Origin of the sequence: Allosphingosinicella vermicomposti (genome assembly GCF_003012815.1) — a bacterium.
Taxonomy (GTDB): domain Bacteria; phylum Pseudomonadota; class Alphaproteobacteria; order Sphingomonadales; family Sphingomonadaceae; genus Allosphingosinicella; species Allosphingosinicella vermicomposti.
This window is the reverse complement of the sequence record NZ_PXYJ01000001.1, coordinates 24723-48662: the sequence shown is the minus strand read 5'-3', so window position 1 is coordinate 48662 and position 23940 is coordinate 24723. Positions and strand designations below refer to the sequence as shown.

Annotated in this window: 18 protein-coding genes and 1 tRNA gene; 8 read left to right on the top strand and 11 right to left on the bottom strand. The window is 63.0% G+C overall.

Features of this window, described 5'->3' with window-relative positions:
- Nucleotides 1–92 precede the first annotated feature (92 nt).
- On the top strand, nucleotides 93–356 hold the full coding sequence (locus C7I56_RS00210; protein ID WP_106638560.1) for a DUF3297 family protein: 264 nt from the start codon (nucleotides 93–95) through the stop codon (nucleotides 354–356).
- Nucleotides 357–363: 7 nt separating this feature from the next.
- Here C7I56_RS00210 and C7I56_RS00205 read toward each other — a convergent pair whose 3' ends face one another.
- Both C7I56_RS00205 and C7I56_RS00200 read right to left on the bottom strand, forming a co-directional pair.
- Nucleotides 364–2565 carry an amylo-alpha-1,6-glucosidase gene (locus C7I56_RS00205; RefSeq protein WP_106638559.1) on the bottom strand — a complete coding sequence of 734 codons (2202 nt, stop codon included), beginning with the start codon at nucleotides 2563–2565 and terminating at the stop codon, nucleotides 364–366.
- Nucleotides 2558–3643 (bottom strand): glycosyltransferase family 4 protein, encoded by a 1086-nt coding sequence (locus tag C7I56_RS00200; protein WP_106639545.1) that lies wholly within the window; start codon nucleotides 3641–3643, stop codon nucleotides 2558–2560. Before C7I56_RS00200 ends, C7I56_RS00205 begins: the two co-directional genes overlap by 8 nt.
- A 187-nt stretch (nucleotides 3644–3830) precedes the next feature.
- On the opposite strand from C7I56_RS00200, the gene C7I56_RS00195 reads away from it, so the two are divergent.
- The gene (locus tag C7I56_RS00195) at nucleotides 3831–4145 is read left to right on the top strand and encodes a hypothetical protein (protein ID WP_106638558.1); all 315 of its coding nucleotides are present in this window, start codon (nucleotides 3831–3833) and stop codon (nucleotides 4143–4145) included.
- 85 nt (nucleotides 4146–4230) lie between these two features.
- On the opposite strand, the gene C7I56_RS00190 is transcribed toward C7I56_RS00195, so the two are convergent.
- A tRNA-Thr gene (locus tag C7I56_RS00190) sits at nucleotides 4231–4306 on the bottom strand.
- Between the two features lie 134 nt (nucleotides 4307–4440).
- On the opposite strand from C7I56_RS00190, the gene C7I56_RS00185 reads away from it, so the two are divergent.
- Both C7I56_RS00185 and C7I56_RS00180 read left to right on the top strand, forming a co-directional pair.
- Nucleotides 4441–5079, top strand: coding sequence for a PAS domain-containing protein (locus C7I56_RS00185; protein ID WP_106638557.1), 639 nt, complete (start codon nucleotides 4441–4443; stop codon nucleotides 5077–5079).
- A 114-nt stretch (nucleotides 5080–5193) separates the two neighbouring features.
- Nucleotides 5194–9855, top strand: coding sequence for an NAD-glutamate dehydrogenase (locus C7I56_RS00180; protein ID WP_106638556.1), 4662 nt, complete (start codon nucleotides 5194–5196; stop codon nucleotides 9853–9855).
- A 104-nt stretch (nucleotides 9856–9959) separates the two neighbouring features.
- On the opposite strand, the gene C7I56_RS00175 is transcribed toward C7I56_RS00180, so the two are convergent.
- From C7I56_RS00175 to C7I56_RS00140, 8 genes are all read right to left on the bottom strand, one after another.
- Nucleotides 9960–11084, bottom strand: coding sequence for a PepSY-associated TM helix domain-containing protein (locus tag C7I56_RS00175; RefSeq protein ID WP_199792294.1), 1125 nt, complete (start codon nucleotides 11082–11084; stop codon nucleotides 9960–9962).
- A 66-nt stretch (nucleotides 11085–11150) separates the two neighbouring features.
- Nucleotides 11151–11834 carry a Fe2+-dependent dioxygenase gene (locus C7I56_RS00170; RefSeq protein ID WP_106638555.1) on the bottom strand — a complete coding sequence of 228 codons (684 nt, stop codon included), beginning with the start codon at nucleotides 11832–11834 and terminating at the stop codon, nucleotides 11151–11153.
- 111 nt (nucleotides 11835–11945) lie between these two features.
- Entirely contained in the window at nucleotides 11946–14228 is a 2283-nt protein-coding gene (locus C7I56_RS00165) for a TonB-dependent receptor (protein ID WP_106639543.1), read from the bottom strand.
- 98 nt (nucleotides 14229–14326) lie between these two features.
- Nucleotides 14327–14566: a ribbon-helix-helix domain-containing protein gene (locus tag C7I56_RS00160; RefSeq protein ID WP_425352352.1), complete on the bottom strand. Its 240-nt coding sequence runs from the start codon at nucleotides 14564–14566 to the stop codon at nucleotides 14327–14329.
- Nucleotides 14567–14708: 142 nt separating this feature from the next.
- Nucleotides 14709–15431, bottom strand: coding sequence for an acetoacetyl-CoA reductase (gene phbB, locus C7I56_RS00155; protein ID WP_106638553.1), 723 nt, complete (start codon nucleotides 15429–15431; stop codon nucleotides 14709–14711).
- 30 nt (nucleotides 15432–15461) lie between these two features.
- Nucleotides 15462–16469 carry a ferrochelatase gene (gene hemH, locus C7I56_RS00150; RefSeq protein WP_106638552.1) on the bottom strand — a complete coding sequence of 336 codons (1008 nt, stop codon included), beginning with the start codon at nucleotides 16467–16469 and terminating at the stop codon, nucleotides 15462–15464.
- Complete coding sequence (locus tag C7I56_RS00145) at nucleotides 16469–18694, bottom strand: molybdopterin cofactor-binding domain-containing protein (protein WP_106638551.1); 2226 nt, start codon at nucleotides 18692–18694, stop codon at nucleotides 16469–16471. Before C7I56_RS00145 ends, hemH begins: the two co-directional genes overlap by 1 nt.
- An 88-nt stretch (nucleotides 18695–18782) precedes the next feature.
- Nucleotides 18783–20465: a class I adenylate-forming enzyme family protein gene (locus C7I56_RS00140; protein WP_106639542.1), complete on the bottom strand. Its 1683-nt coding sequence runs from the start codon at nucleotides 20463–20465 to the stop codon at nucleotides 18783–18785.
- 133 nt (nucleotides 20466–20598) lie between these two features.
- Here C7I56_RS00140 and lgt point away from each other — a divergent pair, with 133 nt between their 5' ends.
- The 4 genes from lgt to pgeF all read left to right on the top strand — a co-directional run bounded on the left by lgt (nucleotide 20599) and on the right by pgeF (nucleotide 23834).
- Nucleotides 20599–21411 carry a prolipoprotein diacylglyceryl transferase gene (gene lgt / locus C7I56_RS00135; protein WP_106638550.1) on the top strand — a complete coding sequence of 271 codons (813 nt, stop codon included), beginning with the start codon at nucleotides 20599–20601 and terminating at the stop codon, nucleotides 21409–21411.
- A 94-nt stretch (nucleotides 21412–21505) separates the two neighbouring features.
- On the top strand, nucleotides 21506–22552 hold the full coding sequence (locus tag C7I56_RS00130) for a class I SAM-dependent methyltransferase (protein WP_245409542.1): 1047 nt from the start codon (nucleotides 21506–21508) through the stop codon (nucleotides 22550–22552).
- Complete coding sequence (locus C7I56_RS00125) at nucleotides 22552–23076, top strand: GNAT family N-acetyltransferase (RefSeq protein ID WP_106638549.1); 525 nt, start codon at nucleotides 22552–22554, stop codon at nucleotides 23074–23076. Before C7I56_RS00130 ends, C7I56_RS00125 begins: the two co-directional genes overlap by 1 nt.
- Nucleotides 23073–23834, top strand: coding sequence for a peptidoglycan editing factor PgeF (gene pgeF, locus C7I56_RS00120; protein ID WP_106638548.1), 762 nt, complete (start codon nucleotides 23073–23075; stop codon nucleotides 23832–23834). The genes C7I56_RS00125 and pgeF overlap by 4 nt, the downstream gene beginning before the upstream one ends.
- Nucleotides 23835–23940: the final 106 nt, after the last annotated feature.

The following is a 23940-nucleotide window of genomic DNA, read 5'->3' as shown; positions in this document are numbered from 1 at the left end:
ATAGTCTATCGTCTGATCAATTGAGCATGGCGCCAAAGGAATGTAGGGCCGCTTGATCCGGGCGCCCGCCCGATCAGCATCAAGAGGTTTTCATGTCCGATACGCCACCCGATCATCTGTCGCTCAATCCGCGCAGCCCGCACTTCAACCTGGAGCTTCTCCAGCGCGGCGTCGGCATCCGCTTCAACGGCGTCGAAAAGACGAATGTCGAAGAATATTCGGTGAGCGAGGGCTGGATCAAGGTTGCCGCCGGCAAGGCCGTCGACCGCCATGGCCATCCCGTGACGATCAAGCTGAAGGGCACGGTCGAACCCTATTTCAGCGACGTGCAGAATAGCGAAGATTCGGCGGCCTGAGAGCCGCCTACTTCACGATCATTACGGTTGCCGGGCCACTGCGATCGGGGACGGCAACAGTAACGTCGGTGTCGTGCCGGTTGAAGCGGAGGGCAAGTCTGCTCTTGCCGACGCGCAGTTCAGGCACATGGAGCGTATCGATGAATCGCGGCAAAATGGGAGCGTTTAAGCGCACGCATTCTTCCGCTTCGTCGATCTCCAGCCCGAGGCAGGCGACCAGCAGGGCAAATGGCGCGGCCGCCGCCCAAGCCTGTGGCGCACAAGCGACCGGATAAGCGGTAGGCCCGCGCCGGGGGCGCCTGCGAAATCCGCAAAATAATTCGGGAAGCCGTCGAAGTTCATCGAAGGTTGCCGCTGCGAACAGGCCTTCAAAAATCTTCGCCGCCTCCTTCCGGTAACCGTAACGGGCAAGCCCAAGAGCAATCACGGCATTGTCGTGCGGCCACACCGATCCATTATGGTAAGACATCGGATTGTAACGCGCTTCGCCGGTCGCGACCGTGCGCACGCCCCAGCCGCTGAAGAAAGTGCGGTCCACGAACTGTTCGGCCATCGCCGCCGCCCGTTCGGGCGACGCGATGCCGGTAAAAAGGGCATGGCCCGCATTGGATGTCCTCACGCGGCACGGCTGCTTCTTGCCATCCAGTGCCAGCGCGTAAATCTGTAAATCCTCGAGCCAGAATTTCTCTTCGAAAAGCAGACGGATGCGATCCGCCTCCTCTTCCCAGCGCAACGCCTGCTCTTCACTGCCGAGCGCGCGCGCCAGGTTCGCCGCGCCGCGCTTGGCAGCGAAAACATAGGCCTGTACTTCGCATAAGGCGATCGGCCCTTCGGCAAGCGTGCCGTCGGCATGGAAGATGGCGTCGTGGCTGTCCTTCCAACCTTGGTTGGACAGGCCCTGATCGGTCATCCGGCAATATTCGACGAACCCGTCTCCGTCCGCGTCGCCGTAGACGTCGATCCAATGCATCGCCGCTTCGATATTGGGCCAGATTTCGCGGATCGTCGCGGTGTCGCCAGTGCGCGCGAAATAGGCATCGGCAAGCATGATGAAGAGCGGCGTCGCATCGACGGTTCCGTAATAGCGGCGGAACGGCACCTCTCCCAATTCCGCCATTTCGCCCGCGCGGGATTCGTGGAGGATCTTGCCGGGTTGCGCGTCGGCTCGTTCATCCACTTGTGTCGCCTGACTGGCGGCGAGGGTGCGCAGAACACCCTGTGCCACTTCCGGCGCCTGAGACACGATGAAGAGAGCAGACAAAATGCCGTCGCGGCCGAAGACAGTGCTGTACCAAGGCACGCCCGCATAAGGATAAGGGCCGTGCGGCGTCGCGGTGATCAGCATGTCGAGATCGTAAGCCGCACGACGAAGCACTTCATCGAAGAGCGGATTGGAACTCGACATGCCGCCAAGCAGCTTGCGCTCGCTTGGAATCAGCCGGCGCAGGTCGCGATAAGCGTTGAGGAAAGGAAGCGGCGGCGCCACCGCCTCACCTTCGATTGCGCAGGTGATTGTGATCGTGATGCCCACCCGCCCGTCCGGCTCCAGCTCCAAGTCCCAACCCGCGCCGTTTTCGCTGAGACGGTGTGGCGGAGGATCGAAGGCAATTGTAGTATAGCGGACGATGTCGTCCAGGCCGCGATAGGTGAACAATAACTCCGACGGCGAGATAATTTCAGCCCTGCCGACTCCGCGCAACTTCCGCTTTTCGCCGCGAACTTCGAACAGGTCGACGAAATCGGCCCCGAAGGCCAGATCGATCCGCGCCGTCTCGCTTACAGTTCCGAAATTGCGAAGGCCGATTCGCTCGTAGCAATGCTGTCCGATCAGGAACTTCCAGCGATTGGCGAATATCGTGCCGCGCGTTACGCGCACCCGGCCATCGGCATCGTGAATATCGTTGTTGGTGAGATCGACGAGCAGGGCCGCATTATCCTCCAGGACCACGGAATCGAGGAGCAGGGGCCGGTCGCCATTCAACGTGAGGTCGAAGCGCGACAGAAAGCGCGTATCGCGGAAATAAAGGCCCTCCGGACCCTTTCCCGCACCGAAATCGCCATCAATATCAAAGACGCCGAACAGATTGTCGCGCTTCAACGTGCGGAGCGGCCGCTCGACGAGCGACTGCTCGGCCTCGATATAATATTCCTCGGGCTGCACCTCGACAGCCTGCGCGGGATAAGCGCGGGCGCGCCCTTCATCAGCCATAAGGCAGCAACTCCAGCCTGTTCATTTCGGCCACCGCCGGCATCACAACGCGCGGGACAGTGCTGGCGAGCTGTTCGTAGAGCGCAACATAATCGGATGCCATGCGACGCGCGGTGAAGCGTGCGTCGAACCGGGCGCGAACCCGTTCGCGCGGCAGGATGCGCGCCCGATTGACCGCCATCACCGCCTCATCAAGACTGTGGACGATGAAGCCGCTTTCGCCCTCATCGATCACTTCCGGTACCGAGCCGTTGCCCCACGCAATTACCGGCGTTCCGGCGGCCATCGCCTCGATCATCACCAAGCCGAACGGTTCGGGCCAATCGATGGGAAACAACAATGCCATGGCGTCCCCGAGGAACTTCGCCTTATCGGCATCCCCGATCTCGCCGATATAATCGACGAGCGGGTTGTCGAGCAAAGGCGCAATTTCGCTCTGGAAATAGGCCTCGTCCGCCTTGTCGACCTTGGCGGCCATCTTGATCGGGATTCCTGCGGCCGTGGCAATTGCGATCGCCCGATCGGGCCGCTTTTCAGGCGACATGCGCCCGATGAAGGCGAGATAGCCCTCGCCCCTGGTCGAGAAAGGAATGAGTTCATCCGGAAGGCCGTGATAAACGGTCCCAATGAAGTTTGCGGGCGGCATCGGCCGCCGCTGGTAATCGGAAATCGATACCAGCGACATGTTGGGAAAAGCGTCGAGCACGGGCCAGAAATCGGGCATGTCCTGCCGCCCATGGAGCGTCGTCAGGCATTTGCCCGCATAATCCTGGAACATGGCATGGGGCAGAAGATCGACGTGAAAATGAATGACATCGAACTGATCGGCCATGCGGCGGACCTGATCGAGCATGACAAGCGTGTGCGCGGTATGATCATTGATCCCCGCAAGCCTCAGCCCGGTTTCGCTGCCCGGGATCAGCTTGGCCGATGTCGCGGAATCTCCACTGGCGAATAAGGTAACGTCATGGCCCAAGTCGACCAGAGCTTCGGTCAGCCACCAGACGACACGTTCCGTTCCGCCATAGAGCCGCGGAGGCACCGCTTCGGCGAGCGGCGCGATCTGAGCAATGCGCAATATAATCTCCGATGTGAAGCCCGCTTTCGCGAACCACAACATAACGTGAGTTAGGTTTTGGGAGTTCCGTGACGGGACGAAAGCCGCGTTGATCCGAATGAAACGCGCGTCTGAAAGTTGAGCTCCGCCGGTCCCGGGGAACGACCCATCCTTGCCCTGCGAGGCGATTGACCGCTAGAGGCGTGACATGCCGCCGCCCACCCCTTTCATCGATCGGGTCACCAATATTCTCGTCTGGGCGGGCATTTCGCTTGCGGCCATCGCGCATCTCATTTTGATTATCGAGATTGTCGAATGGTTCGCGACGGGCCAGTGGCCGGGCTGGTCGGTCGAGGACGGGATGCTGTTCGTGGGAATAGAAGAGCCACTGGCTTATTTCAACGTCGTTCAGTTCGCCCTCGATATCGCAACCGACCTTCCACTCGCCGTCGGTCTATATTTCTTCGGCCTGTCCATTTTCTTCAGCGCGCTCAACTTGGAACCTGAAAATCATCAGGCCTGACCGCAGCGGCTCACCCCGTCCCGGATTTCAGTGATTAAAGAAAGCGCGTGAGCCGGATCGATTTCAAGCGTGCGAATGGCAAGAATGGTGCCGCTTAGGTGACTCGAACACCTGACCCCATCATTACGAATGATGTGCTCTACCAGCTGAGCTAAAGCGGCATTTCCGGCTTGCGGAAGCGGCGCTCTATCAGCGGGCGTGAGGGATGACAAGCGGTGCCTGAAGATTTGCGTATGGTTACGCTTTCTAAACCACCCGGAAGGCATTGGTTCGGAAAGAAAGAATGGGTGGGTGAATGGACGCGATGCTGACCTTCGAGGAAGAATGGCTTCCGGTGGATGAAACGGAGGGCGGATCGGGAATCGAATCGCTGCTCGGCGCCGGCATGGACGAACGGCGCCTGCACTTGCGCGCTCACCGCCGCTGGATGACGGCGCATCAGGGCTGCAGCTACCCGACGATGGACGATCTTGTTCAGGCGGGCACGGGCGAATTTACCGCCTTCGACCTGCTCCTCGATTTCAATGCCTCCGATGATGTGCCCATGGTCCGCCACGTCGGCCACCGGTTGCGCGCCACCTTGGGCTCGCCGGCGGGCGGCCCGCTACTGGCTCGCCTGACCGCATATTATCCGATGATCGCGGAGAGCGGCGCTCCCGTCGGGTTCGAAGCCGAGCTATCCAACGGACGCGGCGGATCGACCCTCTATCGCGGAATATTGATGCCTGTCGCAGGTCGAGCTGACGGAGGGCCCGCCCTTTATGGCGTGATCACCTCGCGCGAACTTGCCGACAGCCAAGCAACGCTCAGTCTCGCCTTCGAGGTCGATCGCGCGCTTCACGAAGGCAGTCGGTTTTCGGCCGAGCAATTGTGGAATAGCGGATCTGCCACCGATGATCCCGCCCGCATGCGCCACGCCCTTTCGCTTGCCTGAAAATTTCAAGGAAGCGAGGCCCGCTCGCCTTGCCCCCTTCCGTTCCCCAAGGCTATAGGCCGGGGCGACAAAGCGCTCGGCGCCCTATGCCGCGCGCGCCTGGAGCGGACCTGTATGACGTCGAATGCAAAGGGTGCGGAAAAAGCCGCCGACCCGTCGATCCTGAGCGCCCTTAAAGCAGCCTTGGTGGACGGCGCCCTGCCCGGCGAAGTGACGGGTTTCGACGCCGAAGCGGCGGAAGAGGCGGCGCGGTTCGTGGCAGCCTCGGCGCTCTATCGCGAGACTGGCGTCGCCGCCGTAACTCTTGAGTCGCTTGGCGGCGAAGTCGGACGGCGCAGGATGCGTCTCGCTATCGTCAATGACGACATGCCCTTCCTTGTCGATTCCGTCGCGGCGGCGATCGCGGCGCGCGGCCTTATCGTTCACCGCCTGCTGCACCCCGTCGTTTGCGTCGAGCGGGGTGCCGACGGCGGCCTCACGTCCGTCGAGCCGTTCTGCGAAGACAAGGGCCGCCGGGAATCGATCATGTACCTGGAGATGGACCGCATCGATGCGCGCGGACGTCGCGAGCTCGTTGCGGACATCGAGCGCGTGCTCGATGACGTGCGCGCCGCCGTTGCCGATTGGCCGCAGCTTCAAGCCCGTATGCGTGCCGATGCCGATGCGCTCGCCGATGAGGAAGCCGCCGCGCTCCTCCACTGGTTCGCCGATGGCGCCTTCACGCTTCTTGCCCACCAAAGCGAAAAGTGCGGCGGCGGCGCGAGCGAGCGGCTGGGCCTTTCACGCGCGGGTGATGCGAAGCTTTGGGATGATGAAAGCTGCGCGGCGGCAATCGACTATTTCCGCAATGGCGGCCAGGCCCCGCTCATCGCCAAGGCAGATCGAATCTCGACCGTTCACCGCCGCGTACCGCTCGATCTGCTCGTGCTCCCGGTTCGCGAGGGCGGAGAAATCAACGCCATCACCATTCACGGTGGTTTGTGGACCAGCCAGGCTTTGCGCGCGCCCTCCGAGCAGGTGCCGGTGCTTCGCCGCCGCCTCGTGCAATTAGAAGAGGCGTTCGGCTTCGATCCGAAGGGCCACGCCGGCAAGGCGCTGCGCCACGCCGTCGCATCACTCCCGCGTGACCTTCTCGTCGGTCTCCACGTCGCGGCGGTAAAGGTGCTCATCTCGACAGCCATGTCGCTTGCCGACCGGCCGCGTCCGGCGATCATTCTTCTTCAGAGCATCCTTAAGGGCCATCTTTTCGCTTTTGTCTGGCTGCCGCGCGAGGAATTGTCGACCGAACGGCGCCACGCCATCGGCCGGATGATCGAAAAGGCCGCCAAGGGCACCCTATCCAGCTGGTCGGTCGAGTTGGGCGACGGCGATCTCGCCCTGATCCGCTACACGCTTGACGTCGAAATGGGCAGCGCCCTGCCCGACGTCGCGGCATTGAATGCGCGCCTCACCACGATGGTGAGCGGCTGGGAACCGGCGGTCGAAGAGGCGCTTGGCGCCCGTGTCGGCAGCGGCCGCGCTACCCGCCTGTCGATCAGCCACCTCGGCAGCTTCCCGGAAACCTATCGCGCCCATACATCTGCCGAAGAAGCAGCCGAAGACGTTGTTCGCCTGTCCGCTCTTGGCGACGAGACGGCCCGGGACGCGCGCCTTTATGCGTTGCCGGATGACGCGCCCCATCAGTTACGGCTCAAGACCTATCGGCTCGGCCATGTGATCCCGTTGTCCGACGCGGTCCCGGTGTTCGAGAATTTCGGCTTCCGTGTTCTGGAGGAGCAGCCCACCGCGCTCGACGGCGGCCGAACCGGCCATATCCACGATTTCCTGCTCGAAATGCAGACGGGCGCCAGCGCGGCCGACATATTGGAGCGCGCGGATTCGATCGAAAAGGCGATTGCGGCCGTGCTGGGCAATGAAGCCGAAAATGACGTGTTCAATCAGCTGCTCGTGGCTGCGGCCCTGTGCCCGCGCGACGTCGTGCTGTTCCGCGCCTGGTTCCGCTATCTTCGCCAAACCGGCCTTGCTTATTCGATGCAGACCGTTGTCGATGCGCTGCGCAAGGCACCAGCGGTGACGAAGGGCCTCATCGCCTTGTTCGACGCGCTCCACGACCCGGCGCTCTCCGGCGACCGGATCGCAACCGCCGGTGCTGCCGAGCAAGCCGTGACGGATGGACTGTCTACCGTCGCCGCGATTGACGAGGACCGCATTTTGCGGCTCTTCCGCAGCGTCATCAGCGCGACGCTTCGGACGAATGCCTTTGCGCCCGCCGCGCAGGAAGCCCTGGCCTTCAAGCTTGATTCCAGCCTGATCCCGGGCCTTCCCGCGCCGGTGCCGTGGCGCGAGATCTGGGTCTATTCACCACGTGTCGAGGGCATCCATTTGCGCGGCGGGCCGGTTGCGCGCGGTGGCCTGCGCTGGTCCGACCGGCGCGACGATTTCCGTACCGAAATCCTTGGCCTTGTGAAGGCGCAGATGGTGAAGAATGCCGTGATCGTGCCTACGGGCGCCAAGGGCGGCTTTTATCCCAAGAAGCTGCCGCCGATCAGTGACCGCGATGCCTGGTTTGCGGAGGGCACGGAATCCTACCGTATCTTCATTCGCTCGCTCCTCTCGGTGACCGACAATATTGTCGAGGGCCAGGTGGTGCACCCCGAAGATGTTACCATCCGCGACGATGACGACCCCTATTTCGTCGTTGCTGCCGACAAGGGCACCGCAACTTTTTCCGACGTCGCGAATGCAATCTCCGCGGACCGGAATTTCTGGCTCGGCGATGCGTTCGCTTCGGGCGGCAGCCAGGGTTATGACCACAAAGCGATGGGCATCACTGCCAAGGGCGCCTGGGTATCGGTCCAGCGCCACTTCGCCGAGATGGGCATCGACGTGCAGACGCAGTCGATCCAGGTTGTCGGCTGCGGCGATATGTCGGGCGACGTGTTCGGCAACGGCATGCTCTTGTCGAAGGCGATCAAATTGGTCGCCGCCTTCGATCACCGCCACATCTTCCTCGACCCCGATCCCGATCCGGCGAAGAGCTGGGACGAGCGCAACCGCATGTTCCAGCTGCCGCGATCGAGCTGGGAAGATTATGACAAGGTGCTCATTTCGAAGGGCGGCGGTGTTTTCGCCCGCACGCTAAAGTCGATCCCGCTCACGCCGGAAGTGAAGACGGTGCTCGGCATCGAGGCAGACGAGCTGACACCCGCCGAACTCATCAGCGCGATCCTGAAGAGCCCGACCGACCTTATCTGGTTCGGCGGCATCGGCACCTATTTGAAGGCGTCGACGCAGAACAATGCCGAAGTCGGCGATCCCGGCAATGACGGCTTGCGCGTCAACGCCAACGAATTGCGGGTGAAGGCGATCGGCGAAGGTGCGAACCTTGGCGTTACTCAGGCCGCACGCATCGAGTTTGCGGCGCACGGCGGCCGGATCAACACAGACTTCATCGACAATTCGGCAGGCGTCGACTGTTCCGACAATGAAGTGAACATCAAGATTCCGCTCAATCGCGAAATGGCCGAAGGGCGTCTCGCCGAAGCCGATCGCAATGAGTTGCTCGTCGCGATGACCGATGCCGTGGCGCATCTCGTTCTTGAGGACAATCGCCTCCAGACCCTCGCCCTTTCCGTCGCGGAGCGCGGCGGCGCCGAGGCGCTTCCCGCCCTTGTTCGCGCGATCGAGATTTTGGAGGAAAGCGGACGCCTCAACCGCAAGGTGGAAGGGCTCGACACGAACGAAAACCTGCTCCGTCGCGCGCAGGACAGTCGCGGCCTTACCCGGCCCGAACTCGCCGTCCTGCTGTCCACAACCAAAATGGCCCTTCAGTCCGCGATCGAGCATGGCAATCTGGCCGAAGATCCAACCATGGAGGGCGACCTGATGGCCGCTTTCCCACCGCTCATGCAAAAAAAGCACGGCCAGGCCATCCGCGAACACCGTCTGCGCGGTGAGATCATTGCGACCAAGGTTGCCAACCGGTTCGTCAACCGCATGGGCGTCCTCGCGCCCTTTGCGCTGACTGAAGAGGAAGGCGCGTCCTTTGCGCAGGCGGCAGCGGCTTTCGTTGCGGCCGAGCGGCTGTTCGACATGCGCCGCTTGTGGGCGGATATCGATGCGCTGGCGATACCCGAAGCGGTGCGGCTTGCCCTTTTTGACGAGGCATCGACGGCGTTGCGTTTCCACGTGTCCGACATCATCCGCTGTACCGCGCCCGATGCGCTGCCCGGCGAGATTGTCGCGATGCTTGAGCCAGGGCTCAAGAAACTCGACGCGTCGGTTAACGATCTGCTCCGCGACGAAGCGCGCGGACAGGCGGGTGCTTTGCATGAGCGGATTGCGGCCCCCGGCGTTCCGGCCGACATCGTCGACCGCATCGTCCGCTTGTTCGAAATGAATGGCGGTGTCGGCATCGCCGCCCTTGGCCAGCGGCGCGGCGTGAACGAGGTGGCCCTCACCGAAGCTTATACAAAGCTCGGCGAAGCGCTCGGCCTTGACTGGGCGCAGAGCGCGGCCAACCGCTTCCATGCTACCGATCAGTGGGAGCGCCTGCTCACCGCAGGTCTCGCCCGCGATTTCGAGCAATTGCGGCTCGATTTCCTGGAGCGCGGCGGCAACGATCCGCACGCGGCGGTGGACCAATGGGTTACCGCTCACGCGGCTCGTATCGAGCAGTTCCGCCACCTCGTCGACCGCGCCCGCACGGCATCGGTCACGACATCGGCAATGCTCGCACAGATCGCGACGCAGGCGCGGGTATTGTTGGCGCGATAAGTTCCCTCGCCCCTTCAGGGGAGAGAGCTTGGGAGAGGGGGAGTCTGGGAATTCCGTGCAGGTGCCCACGCCATTCCCCTCTCTCCCCTGGCGGGGAAAGAGAGCTATTCCGACGGCGCAGAGGCCAGCTTCGCCTTCTTGCGACGGGCCATGTCGCCGCGCCATTTGCGCGTGTTGAGCCACATCATGATGCCGGTGACGCTGAGGATCGCCGGGATGATGCCGCCCAGGAAAATCACCACCTGCCACACCGCGCCCATGCCGGCGCCGTCATGCCAGCGGCGCATGGTCCGCGCGATGGTTTCGGGCTGCGGCGGCTTGGGCGGCGTGATCTCGCCGCCGGCATCCGCAATTTCCACTTCGGCTGGGCCGCCGTCGCGCTCGTAGGCAATTTTCCAGTCCGGCGCCTTTTCCGTAGGCCAGGTGATCGCGACCAGCGGCCCCGTCGCGTGAGCGGAGGCAGCCTGAAGCGCTGCTTCCGGCGTCATTGCGGTTGTCGCCAGCGGAGCGGCCGGCGCAGGGCGGCCGCCCTTTTGCGCGGGAGCCCCCGATAGCGGCCCGAAGAAGGAGGGGAAGGAAATCCACACACCGGTAAAGGACAGCATGGCGAGCGGAATGGCGATCCAGAAACCCGCCTGATGATGCAGATTGCTGCTGAACCTGGGTTGGCGCTTCCACTTGAAGCCCTTCTTCACGCTGCCCGACACCGGCCACCACAGCCAAATCCCGGTCAGCGATGAGATCAGCATGAACACGCCGACCCAGCCGACAATCTGACGGCCCATGCCCGGCACCATCAGGCTGCCGTGCAGGACGTGGAGGAAGCGAACCGCGCCAACGTCGCTCGGCGCGCTGTCGAGCAACTTGCCGCTCGCGGGATCGAGCCATGCCTGATTGCGAACTGGACGCCCGGGCGCTCCTTCTTTGGGCGGGGCCATCGCGGTGACGAGCACAGGGCCTTCGCCTTCGGGATAGCGGATTGTGCCGACCCTCTCGCCGGGCTGGAGTGCGGGGGCAGCGGCCTGCGCATATTGCGAGGGTGTCAGCCGCACGTCGGACGAGGTAACGGCATAGCGGCCCGGATTAAGCGCCTCGTCGAGCCAGTCGTGCCAGACGAGCGCGGATCCAGTGAGCGAGATGGGAATGATCAGGATGGCGAGCAGGATGCCGATCCATTTGTGGACTTGAAACCACGCATTACGCAGCTTCATTTTCGTCGATGCCGCCATTGCCATCCCCTTCGGCTTGAGTCACGCGGACGGCGTGCCACGGCGGCTATTGCAAGTCAATCGCAACTAACAGTCGGCCCAGCGCCTCAGCAGATTGTGATAAACACCGGTGAGCTGGATGATCGCCGGATCATCCTGTCCCCGATCGGCGGCAATGGTCTGGATCGATCGGTCGAGGTCGAACAGCAAAGTGCGGGCGCCATCGTCGCGGACCATCGACTGTACCCAGAAAAAGGACGCGACCCGCGCGCCGGATGTCACCGGCTCCACGCGATGCAGGCTGGACGCGGGATAGAGGATCATGTGCCCGGCAGGCAGCTTCACGGCGTGCGTGCCGTACGTATCCTCGACAACCAGCTCGCCGCCGTCATAACTGTCCGGATCGGCGAGGAAGAGCGTCGCGGAAAGATCGCTGCGGACCTTGAGATCCGTGCCCTTTTTCAGGCGCACCGCATTGTCGACATGGGTGCCGAACCGTTCGCCGCCTTCATAGCGGTTGAACAGCGGCGGGAAGACCTTCGAGGGCAAAGCGCCCGCGATGAACAGCGGCGATTGGCCGAGCGCATCGAGGATGATCGCGCCCGCCTGCCGCGCCGCATCCGAATTTTCGGACAGCTGCATATTGCGCTTGGCAAGTGCCGACTGACGACCCGAGGTTTCGTTACCGTCCACCCACTGCCCCGCATCGATGAGGCGCCGCACCTCGGCCAGGCGTCCGGGATCGAGCACATCTGGGATCGCAAGCATCATGGCCGTTCTCTTAGATCAACTGCATCGTCATTGCGAGCAAAGCGAAGCAATCCAGGCTCGCGGCGAGATGGATTGCTTCGTTGCTTCGCGCCTCGCAATGACGAGAGTGGATCAAAAGCTGTAGAACAGGCTCAGCACCGCCGAACGATCCTCACCCGGCGTCGCCCAGCCATTGTTACGGATGCCGGTGAAATAACGCTCGTTCGTGATGTTCTGGACGTTGAGCTGCGCGGTCAGGCCGTTGCCGAACGGATAGGATGCGAACGCGCGGTGCGTCATCCAATCGTCGGACCGGAACTCCTGCGGCGCGGCGAGCGTGCTCTGGTTGAGCGCGAAGCTGCCCTGATAGGTGAAGCCGTAGCCAAGCTGCAGGCCGAACGGGAAGGTGTAGGTCATGAACAGGCTGCCCGAATGCTTCGGCGTCTGCTGCAGGTCGTTCCCGCGCTGCGGATCGATCACGCTTGCGCTGTTGCCGCAAGCGGTGCCCGGGTTATCGAGACAGAAGTCGGAAACGCTCTGCAGCACTTCGCTGTCGAGATAGGTGTAATTGGCGAACACCGACCAGGCTGGCGTGATGTTGCCGGTGACGCCGAGGGCGATCCCGTCGACGCGCGAGCGGCCGTCGAGAACCTGAAGGGTCGGCGCGGCGGGATCCTGCGAAGGCACGCGGAAGTTGCTGCGCTCGTTGCGGAACAGGGCAGCCGTTAGCTGCAGGCGCCCCCGCATCAGGTCCGCCTTGCCGCCAATCTCGAAGTTCCGCGCGGTTTCGGGCGCCGCATCGCAGAAATCCGAGAAGGTAGCGCCCGAGCCGCTGGTGCACCCGCCGCGAACGCTGGCCGAGGACGGCGTCTTGGCGTTGGCGTAGGAGATGTAGAGGCTGCTCCAATCGGTCGGCTTGAAGACGAGGCCGGCCCGATAGGAGAAGAGACTTTCCTTGCTGACCTGATCCGCTCCGCGTCCATAGGCGCCGGGCGTCGCGTAAGTATCGGCGCGGAACAGGTTGCGGACGCTTTCATAGCGCAGGCCAGCATTCAATTCGAAGCGGCCGAGCTCGAGCGTATCGAAAGCGTAGACAGCGGCGTTGCGGCTGTCGCCATAAGATTTCCCTGTCACAATGCGGTTCACCGGACCCCGCCAATTCGTGTCGGGATCGGCAATCTCAATCGGGGGCTGCGGCAACACAGCGCCATTGGCGTCACGCAGCAATTGCGCGGTGACGAGCGTATAATCTTCCTGAGCGAATGAAGCGCCGACGACCAGCGTGTTGTTGGCAGCGGTAAAGCGCAGGTCGGTCTGGTTGTAGAGGAGATCGTTCGTTTGATCGCGGACGAGACCGCGCGGCCCACTCGGATAATAGAAACCAGGCTGCTGACCCGTGGCACAAGGCGCGCCCAGTTGGTTCGTTCCATTGGACAAGCACCACGCGCCTGCCCCGCTCGCCTGCGGTGCGCTCGTCACCGTCGGCTGGAAGACGCGCTGCCAGCGAGTGAGGTTGCGGACTGTCAGGCTATCGCTGAAATCGTGGGTGAAAGTTGCGGTCAGCCGGTCGACTTCGGTTTTCTGGCTGTCGAGATTTTCAATGCCGAAATAGTCGCTGTCGTCGACGCCGTCGAGCGGTCCGCCCGCGACCGCATAATAAGGTACGCCATAAACTGGTGTGTTGTCGTCCCGCTGATGGAGGTAGGCGAGCGTCAGGCTGGTGGGGCCATCGATACCGAGGGTGATAGCGGGCGCGAAACCGTAGCGCTGATACTTTTCAACATCCCGCCCCGGCGCATCGGCCTTATGCCCCATCGCGTTGAGACGCACCGCGATGAATTCGCTCAATCGGTGGTTGGTGTCGATCGTGCCGCGCAGGTAATTGTCGGTCCCCACGCTGGCCTGAAGGATGGTCAGGTTTTCAGCCTGCGGCACTTTCGAAACAAGGTTGATCGTGCCACCGACAGAGCCCGCGCCGTTAAACACGCTGTTCGCTCCGTTATAGACTTCGATCTGCTGCAGGTTGAATGGATCGGTGCGGCTATATTGCGCGCTGTCGCGGACACCGTCTTGGGTTACGTCGTTGTTCGCCGAATAGCCGCGCAGGTTAATACTGTCGCCATAACCGCCGCCGCCTTCGCCCGCGCCGAAGGTGATGCCCGGGATGGTGGAAAGCGCGTCGCGCAGGGTGAGGAGGTTCTGCTTGCGCAGCGTCTGATCGCTGATCACCGTTACCGTCTGCGGCGTATCGACGAGCGGCTGCAGCGCCTTGGGCGATTCTAATTCCTTGGCCTCGCGCTCGCCGGTGACGATAATCGATTGGTCATCAGTATCGCGAGCGATAGTGCTTTCACCGTCAGCGGCGAAAGCCGGCGCGGCAAAAGTGACGCAGCTCAGCGCCAGAAATGCGGGCATGGCGGTGCGGAAGGAATCGGACACTGGAAGCTCCCCTTGTTGTGAGGTGCCCTCTATTGCGAGTCGTTCGCAACGTCAATGCCTATTGAGAATGACTCTCATTTTTGTCGCGGAGATGCCGTCCGATCAAATAACCACAGGCGGATCGCGCTCCCGAGATTGGGCGGATCACTGGCCTGAATGCGCTCAACATCAATCCGCGCGACGAGGGCGTTAAGCGGCACCCCCTCCTCCTCAGCCGCCCGGCAAAGGGCGTCCCAGAATAGGGGCTCGAGACTGATTGATGTCTGGTGTCCGGCAATGGTCATCGACCGTTTAACAGGGCCGCTATAGTCCACGGATCATCCTTAGCAATTACACAGCCCCACTCTCGCCGTCACCCCGGCAAAAGCCGGGGTCTCAGGACGAGAACGCGCCATCCCTGTCACCAGATTGCGGCTTTCGCCGGAATGACGGCAAGGGAAATGAAAGCCCGCAACTTCAATACATATGCTGGCCACCATTGATTGACAGAGTCGATCCGGTGACGAAGCCCGCATCCTGCGCACAAAGAAAGGCAACGCCGCGCGCAATTTCTTCGGCGCGGCCCAGGCGGCCCACTGGGATACGGGCGACGATCTTTCCCAGCACATCCTCCGGCACGGCTGCGACCATGTCTGTATCGATATAGCCCGGCGCTATGGCGTTGACGGTGATGCCGGACCGCGCACCTTCCTGTGCCAGCGCTTTGGTGAAGCCATGGATGCCGGACTTCGCGGCAGCATAATTGACTTGGCCATATTGCCCGGCTTGGCCGTTGATCGAACCGATGTTGACGATGCGGCCATATTTCCGCGCATTCATGCCGTCCCACACGGCTTTCGCCATGTTGAAGCAGCCGCCGAGGTTTACGTCGATCACGTCGTCCCACATGTCGCGGCTCATTTTCTTCATCGTGCCGTCGCGGGTGATGCCGGCATTGTTGACGAGGACCGCGACCGGCCCCAGCGCCGCCTCGATCCGCATCACACCCTCGACGCAGGCATCATAATCGCCGACATTCCATTTATAGGCTGCAATGCCCGTACGGCTGGTGAAGTCGCGCGCCTTGTCGTCATTGCCCGCATAATTGGCCGCGACCATAAGGCCCATGTCCCGCAAAGCCAGGCTGATCGCCTCCCCGATGCCGCGTGTTCCACCGGTTACGATCGCAACTTGCGTCATCAACCTCTCCCTTATTTTATAGCTGCGATCCTATGGCGCGGCCATCCATCCGGCAAGCTCACGCGTTAAAATGCTGCGCAGCATTTCGATCCCCGGCTCGCTGTCGTTGAGACAAGGCAGATAGGCGAAATCCGTTCCCCCCGCGGAAAGAAAAACCTCTTTCCCGCGAATAGCCAGTTCCTCTAGCGTTTCGAGGCAATCGGCGGAAAATCCCGGCGCGATAAGCGCCACCTTCTTCATGCCCCGCCCGGGCATAGCCGCCAGCGTCGTATCGGTCGCGGGCTCGAGCCACTTGGCCCGCCCGAAGCGGGACTGAAAGGCGACCTTGATCGTCCGACCCGTCGCCTCCGACAGGAGCCGCGCTGTCTTTCGGCAATGACAATGATAAGGATCACCAAGATGTAACGTGCGTTCCGGCATGCCGTGAAAGCTGGCCAGGATCGTGTCCGGTGTAAAATCGAGCGCGGCAAGCCCCGTTTCCAGCGCCTTCCTTAGGGCGCCAATATAGGCAGGGTCGTCATGATAAGGCGGCAAGGTCCGGATGGCAGGCTGCCAGCGCATCGCCGCGAGGGCGGCAAAAGCGGCATCGTTCGCCGTCGCCGTCGTCGCCGCGCAATATTGCGGGTAAAGCGGCGCGATCAGGATCCGCTCACACCCCTGCGCCTTGAGTGCGCCGATCCGGTCCGCGATCGCCGGCTGGCCGTAACGCATGGCATAATCGACGATCACATCCGCGCCGAATGCGCCTTGCAGCGCCGCCGCTTGCCGACGGGTAATGGCGGCCAGCGGCGACCCTTCCTCGCTCCAAACCTGTGCATAAGCGTGAACGGACTTTTTCGGTCGCGTGTTGAGAATGATCCCGCGCAAGATCGGCTGCCAGATCAGGGGCGGGATTTCCACGACGCGGCGGTCCGACAGAAATTGCTTGAGATATCGGCGTACCGCCCCCGCCTCCGCCGCATCGGGCGTGCCGAGGTTGATGAGGAGCACGCCAACCCTTGCGATCGGGATGGCCGGATGATCAGCGGGTTTCTGCATCAACCTGTTCCGGGAATAAGAGGTAAAGAGCGGAGGCGCTGGCCGGACGCGGCGAACAGCGCATTGGCAATTGCGGGCGCGGCGAGAGGTACGGTGAGTTCGGTGACCCCGCCGGGATCATCCTCGCTCGGCATGATCTCGACCGTGACATCCGGCGCGTCCGCAAGGCGCGGAAAGCGAAGCCCGGACAATGTGCGTACGGTCGGAAGCCCGCCCTCGAAGCCGATCGGCGCCCCACAGGCGGCGGCGATGCCGTAGATGAGGCCGCCCTCAATCTGCTGCCGCACGATTTCGGGGTTGATGACGCGGCCGCAATCGACGGCGCACACCGCGCGCTCGACCTTGATGCGCTGGCCGCCTGCAACCGATATTTCCACCAACAACGCCGCATAGGAACCATAAGCCGCGTGGCAGGCGAGGCCCAGCGCTCCTCCCGTGGCGCCGCCATCCCACCCGCCCAAATTCGCGGCTGTCGAAAGGACGCGGGCAAGGCGAGGGTTGCCGCCGAGCATGCCGATGCGGAACGACATAGGTTCAGCCCCGATCCGCCGCGCGACTTCGTCGATGAAGGATTCGAGGAAGAAGGTGTTGACGCTCCGCATCCCCGAACGCCACGCGCCACGTGGAATTCCTGGATTGGCCGGAACGTGTTCGATGGTAAGGATCGGGATGCCGTAAGGCGGCACCGCGCCCGCAACCGCGCTCCGGTCCGCTTCGTCCGGCGCCCCCGCAGTTCCGGCGCTGAGCCAGCCGCTTTCCCCGCCCGGCGCAGCGATGCGCGCAGCCAAGGCGGCGATCCGCCCGTCATCGCCCAGACGCGCCGACAACCGGACAATGGCAGGCGGCCGATATCGATCCTGCGTCATCTCCTCGAGCCGCGACCAGGCGAGCTGGACCGGCCGTTGCAATTCACGTGCGATCGATACCGCCTGCGTGATCGCCTCGGTCTCAAGCCTGCGCCCATAACCCCCGCCGCCCGGCATCGGATAGATAATCACCTGACCCGCATCGACACCCGCCACTTCTGCGGCAGCAGCACGCGCGACAGCCGGAGCCTGCACCGCTGCCCAGATTTCAACCTGCCCGTCTTCGATCCGCACGGTTGCGCTTAGCGGTTCCAAAGCTGCGCTGGCGGCGGGTGCGGCGCTATAATGCGCGCTAAAGCCTATGCCGCCGATAAACGCATTGCCGACATCGCCGGATTCGAAGAGGCGCGTCGCCTCGCCGCTTTCCCTGGCTTCGGCCAGCACCGCCTCGGCATCGGCGGTGTTGAGGAGAGCCCCACGCGTTTCGAAGACCGGCTTCATCGCTTCAACCGCGCGATTGGCCGCCCACCAATTGCTCGCCGCGGCGCCAACCCAGGTTTCACGTTCGAACAGGCCAAGAAGGCCAGGCACGCGGCTTGCCGCCTCGCGGTCGATGCGCTCGAGCCGATTGTCACCGATCGGCCCGGCCCGCACGGACGCATAGACCATGCGCGGCAAGCGCACATCGGCGGCAAAGCGCGCGGACCCATCGATCTTGGCCGGGACGTCGATGCGCGGCAGCGGCTCGCCGACCAAGCGGTTCCGGTCGCCTGCGCGCATCGGCAGGCCATCCGGCACATCCTGTTCAGCGGCAGCCTCCGCCAACTCCGCAAAGCTCAGCCGGTTGCCGCCATGGATTACGAAGCCGTTCGCGGTTTCGACCTCTTCCCAGTCGACATTCCAGCGATCCGCCGCCGCTTTAGACAACAACACCCGCGCTGCCGCGCCTGCCTCCCGCAAAGGCCGCTCGAACGCGCGGATGGAGGAGGAGCCACCGGTCAGCATTAAAGCAGAGCGCTCCGCCGATCCGCGCGCGGCCCAGCGGGTGATGCCCTGCAAGGCGTCGGGCACGCCTTCACCCACCCCCTCCTCGGCAAGCAGCATATTGGCATAGACCGGGCTGAGCGGCGCAGGTTCAACAGCGACCGTCCGCCAATCCGCTCCAAGCTCATCAGCAAGGATTTGCGGCAAACTGGTATAAACGCCCTGACCCAATTCGGCCTGCGGGACAGCGACGACCACGCGCCCGTCACTACCGATTTTCAAATAGGCGTTGAACACCGTTTCGCCCGGCCCGGCCCGCAAGCTGGTCTCAGTTCCGCGCGGCCACATCGTCCAGGCAATGACGAGGCCCGCACCAACGCCGCCGCCGATCAGCAGCGTGCGCCTGCTTAAAGCTGTTGCCGGTGCCTTCGCCATCGCAGCCTGATAGGGAGAAGCGCGAACGGCGACAATCTCCGTTCACGGCTTTCCGGCTTCTGACAACGTCTTCGGGGAGAAAGGCGGTTCAGGCCGAAACCCTGTCGCCATAACGATCCCGCAGCGTTACCTTGTCGATCTTCCCGGTGCCAAGCTTGGGAAGCGGCTCATCCAGAAACCAGAAACGCGCCGGAATTTTGTAATGCGCAAGCCGTTCCTCCAGGAAAGCGGCAAGACTGCTCTCATCCAACCCGCCCTGCTCCTCGCAATAGATGATCGCGGCGGGCACCTCGCCCAGACGGTCGTCCGCAATGCCGAAGACAGCGGCTTCGGAAACGGCCGGATGTGAGTAAATGGCCGCCTCCACTTCCTGGCAGCTGATATTCTCGCCACCGCGAATGATGATGTCTTTCTTGCGGTCGACAATGAAGAGATAGCCGTCTTCGTCGAGATAGCCGATGTCGCCGGTGCGCACATAGCCGTCCGCCGTGAACAACCCTTCGGTTGCTTCGGCATCGTTCCAATAGGCCCGAATATTGGCGGCGGTGCGAATTCCGATCTCGCCGCGCTCTCCGGTTGGTAAATGCGTGTCGCCGGTTCCAAGGATCGCAAGCTCGACAAGCGGCGGCTGCGCCCTGCCGGTCGATGCGGGCCGGTCGGCATAATTGGACCAGAAATTGCTGCAGCCCGTCGCATTGGTTTCGGTCAGGCCATAGCCGAGCGCCGGGTTGGCGGCGGCGAAGCTTTCCTGGAGCCGCTTCACATGGGCGATGGGCCGCGCCGCGCCGCCTGCCGCAATGTCCGTCAGCGAGGAAAGATCATATTTGCCGCGATCCGGATGCTGCATCAGCTCCAGGCTCATCGTAGGCACGCCGACGAAATAGGTGATTGTTTCCCGTTCGATCAGGCGCAACGCCTCGCCCGGATCCCATTTCGGCATCAGCACCATGCCGCGCCCGATCACGAAGCTGTTCAACATGACGGGCACTTCGCCCGTCACATGGAAGAGAGGCACGCAAACCAGCGTGCGCGGCGGGTTGACCGGCGGACGCCCTTCGCTTTCCAATATGCCTTTCAGGCAGATGAGGCCGATCGAATAAGCGTAGGTCGCATTAGCGACCGCCTGATGGGTCGACACCGCGCCCTTTGAGAGGCCAGTCGAACCGGATGTGAAGAGGATGGTGGCATCATCTTCGGGCGCTACGGCGGGAAGCGCAATGTCCGCACCCCTTCTCGCCAGGATCGGCGCAAGGGCATCCGCGATTGGCCGGTCGATGTCGAGCGTCACGACATCCGCCTTCGCCCCCGTTGCTACGATCCGCTTGGCGCGTAGCGCATCGGCAAGGATCAGTTTGGGATCGGTGAGCGCGATGCCATGGGCCAACTCGTCCGGCTGCCACCAGCCGTTGACGAGCACAGCGATCGCCCCGGCTTTCAGCACTGCCATGTAGGAGACGATCCAGGACGGACAGTTGCGCATGGCGATGGCGACCCGGTCGCCCTTGCTTATGCTAAAGCCGCTAGCCAGCGCCTTCGCTGCCTCGTTCGCCCTCACATTAAGGTCCGCAAAGGTCAGCCGCTCATCACCTGCGATGACGCCGATGGTATCGGCGTTGAGCGCGCAAAACGCGTCGAAGAGGCCGGGCAATGTCTGCGGAAAATTCTCGACGATAGGGAGGCCGCGCGCGTCCTTGCCGATCTGGACCGGGCCGCTAGGCCCGGTCACCGCGTTCAGCACGGCTTCGAACTTCAGATCGAGTGCGCTCGGCATCCTCACCATCCTCGCTCTTTTCGTTTTGATTCACTCTTACTATGAGGGGTGAAATCACAAGGGGAAAGCCTTGATACTGACAGCACTTACAGCCGCCGCAGTTGACGCTACGGCGGCCTTACGTTGGGACCGGATGGGCCTCGACCCCATCGCCCTTGACCTCGGCTTTTTTCAGCTCCGCTGGTATTCTCTGGCCTATCTCGCGGGCATCGTCGCGGGCTGGTGGTACATGCTGAAGCTGATCGACCGGCCCGGCGCCCCGATGGCGCGGCGGCATGTCGACGATCTCGTCTTCTTCGTGGCGATCGGCGTGATCTTTGGCGGGCGCCTGGGCTACGTCCTCTTCTACCGGCCCGAATATTATCTCGCCAATCCGCTCGAAATTCCGCAGCTGTGGGACGGCGGCATGTCCTTCCACGGCGGTGTCATCGGCGTGTCGCTCGGCCTTCTCTATCTGGCGCGCAAGAATGGCCTAAACTGGCTGCGCATCCACGATTATGTCGCCTGCTGCATTCCCTTCGGCCTGTTCTTCGGCCGCATCGCCAATTTCGTGAACGGCGAATTGTGGGGCCGCCCGACCGATCTTCCTTGGGCTGTCGTCTTCCCGACCGGCGGCGAGGTGGCACGCCATCCGAGCCAGCTTTACGAAGCGGGTCTCGAAGGCCTCGCGCTCGGTTTCATCCTCTGGTTCCTGTTCTGGAAGACGGAGGCGCGTTACCAGCCGGGCAAGCTCGTCGGCACCTTCCTCTTGGGCTACGGCATCAGCCGCTTCCTCGTCGAAATGGTGCGCCAGCCCGACGTCGGCCTCGAACATCTCTGGTGGGGCCTCTCCATGGGCCAGACCCTCACCGTGCCGATGATCCTTGGCGGTCTCTATCTCATCGCGACCGCCAAGGGCCGCCGCGCGCGCGTGGAGCCCATTGCGGGCGGCGAAAGCGTCGCCTGACATGTATGCGCCCTTTACTAATCCGCTAGTCCTGAGCTTGTCGAAGGACGGTTCCAGCTGGAGCGGGCTTCGACAAGCTCAGCCCTAGCGGGATATGGGTAGAATAGATTTTTCCGAAAAACTGAAGCGACAGATCGCCGCCACTGGCCCGATATCCGTCGCGCATTATATGGGGCAGGCGAACGCGCATTATTACGCGACGCGCGATCCGCTCGGCGCGGCGGGGGATTTCACCACGGCGCCGGAGATCAGCCAAATGTTCGGTGAACTCGTTGGCCTATGGCTCGCCGATCTGTGGATCCGCGCGGGTCGACCGGATGGCGCTTGCTATGTCGAGCTTGGGCCGGGCCGCGGCACGCTTGCCGCCGACGCGCTGCGGGCGATGAAGGCGGCGGGACTGACGCCGCCGGTTCACTTGGTCGAGACGAGCCCCGTACTTCGCGCGGCGCAGAAGGAACGAGTGCCCGACGCCCGCTGGCATGACGATGTGGACACCCTTCCCGAGGATCGGCCGCTGCTGATCGTCGCTAATGAATTTTTCGACGCGCTTCCCGTGCGCCAGCTCGCCCGCATGCCGGGCGGCTGGTGCGAACGGATGGTGGGTATCGACGACGGCGCCTTCATGCCCGGCGCCGGGCCGCTCGTTCCCGACAACTTAATTCCGCCGCACCTGCGTCACGCGCCGGTCGGATCGGTCCTTGAAACCTCGCCCGCCTCGGTCGCGATCATGCGCGCGCTGTCCGAGCGGATCGCAGGGCAAGGCGGCGCGGCCCTGATCATCGATTATGGGCATGAGCGGACCAGCATCGGCGACACGCTCCAGGCGGTGCGCGGTCACGCTTATGCCGATCCCTTCGCAAATCCAGGCGAGCACGACCTCACCGTCCATGTCGATTTCGAAGCCTTGGGCGATGCCGCGCGTGCGGGCGGTGCGCGCGTGTCGCCGGTTGCGGCGCAAGGCGCCTTCCTCACCGCCATGAGCATCGATCTGCGCGCGGCCGCCCTGTCTCGCGCCGCTCCGGCGCGGGCCGGGGAGATCGAAACGGCACGTAGCCGCCTCGTCGCCCCCGAACAGATGGGCACCCTGTTCAAGGCCATGGCCTTGACCGCGCCGGCTTGGCCCGAACCTTTGGGCTTTTGATGACCGACATTACCTATCGCATGGCGAACACGGCAGATGCCGCCGCGCTCGCATCGCTTGCACGGCGCACTTTCACCGAGACATTCGGGCACCTTTACAAGCCCGAGGATCTCGCCGCCTTTCTGGAAGGGCACACGACCGAAGGCTGGACCGAAGAACTGGCGAACCCCGATTTCGCGGTGCGCCTCGCTATCGCCGGGAATGAGGCGGTCGCCTTCGCCAAGGTGGGGCCGCCCTCCCTGCCCTTCCCGCCCATCGGCCGGTCAACGGAGCTGCGCCAATTCTATGTATTGAAGCCCTGGCACGGCGCGGGCATCGCGCAGGCGCTGATGCGGTGGGTTCTGGATGAAGCGCAACGGCGCGAGGCCGAGCATCTCTATTTGTCGGTCTTCATCGACAATCACCGCGCGCGCCGCTTCTACGCGCGCTACGGCTTCACCGAAGTCGGCCCATATGCGTTCAAAGTCGGCAATCATGTGGACGAGGATATCGTGATGCATCTCGCACTGGAGAAAGCGGCATGACCGTGGAGGTCATCCGCTCAAGCCTTCTCGACGGCCTGCCCCACGGCTTCCTCGGACGGCGGGGCGGCGTATCGGAAGGTGTTGCCGCGGGCCTCAATGTCGGCCTCGGCAGTGGCGACGATCCAATCGCGGTCGCGGAAAATCGGCGGCGGGCGGTCGAAGTAGTGGCACCGGGACGGCAACTCGTGTCCGTCTATCAAATCCATTCCGCCATCGCCGTCCCAGTGAATGACCCTTGGGGCGATGAAGCACGCCCTGAAGCCGATGCCCTCGTCACCAACCGCCCCGGCCTTGCACTCGGCATCGTCACGGCGGACTGCACCCCCATCCTGTTCGCCGACAAGCAAGCAGGGGTGATCGGCGCGGCCCATGCCGGATGGAAGGGCGCCGTGGGCGGCATCGTCGAAGCGACTGTTGCCGAGATGGAGAAACTCGGTGCCCGGCGCGATGCTATCGCCGCCGCCGTCGGTCCCACCATCGCCCGCAAATCCTATGAGGTTGACGAAGCCTTCCTGCGCCGCTTCGTCGAGGCGGATCCGGCCTTCGAGCATTTCTTCTCGCACGGGCGCCAGGACCATTATCAGTTCGACCTCGAAGGCTTCGTCCTCTCCCGTCTCGCCGCCGCCGGCGTGACGAAGGTCGAGGCACTCGGCCTCGACACCTATTCCGCCACCGATCGCTTCTACAGCTACCGCCGTGCCACTCATCGCGGCGAGCCGGCTTATGGGCGGCAAATGTCGGTGATTGCTTTGCCTTAAAGCCCCACCCTTCAGCTCTTAGCCCTCCCCCTCGATGGGGGAGGGTTGGGTGGGGGTGATGCTGGGGAAATGCACCGTCCTACCTCGAACATCACCCCTCCCCAAC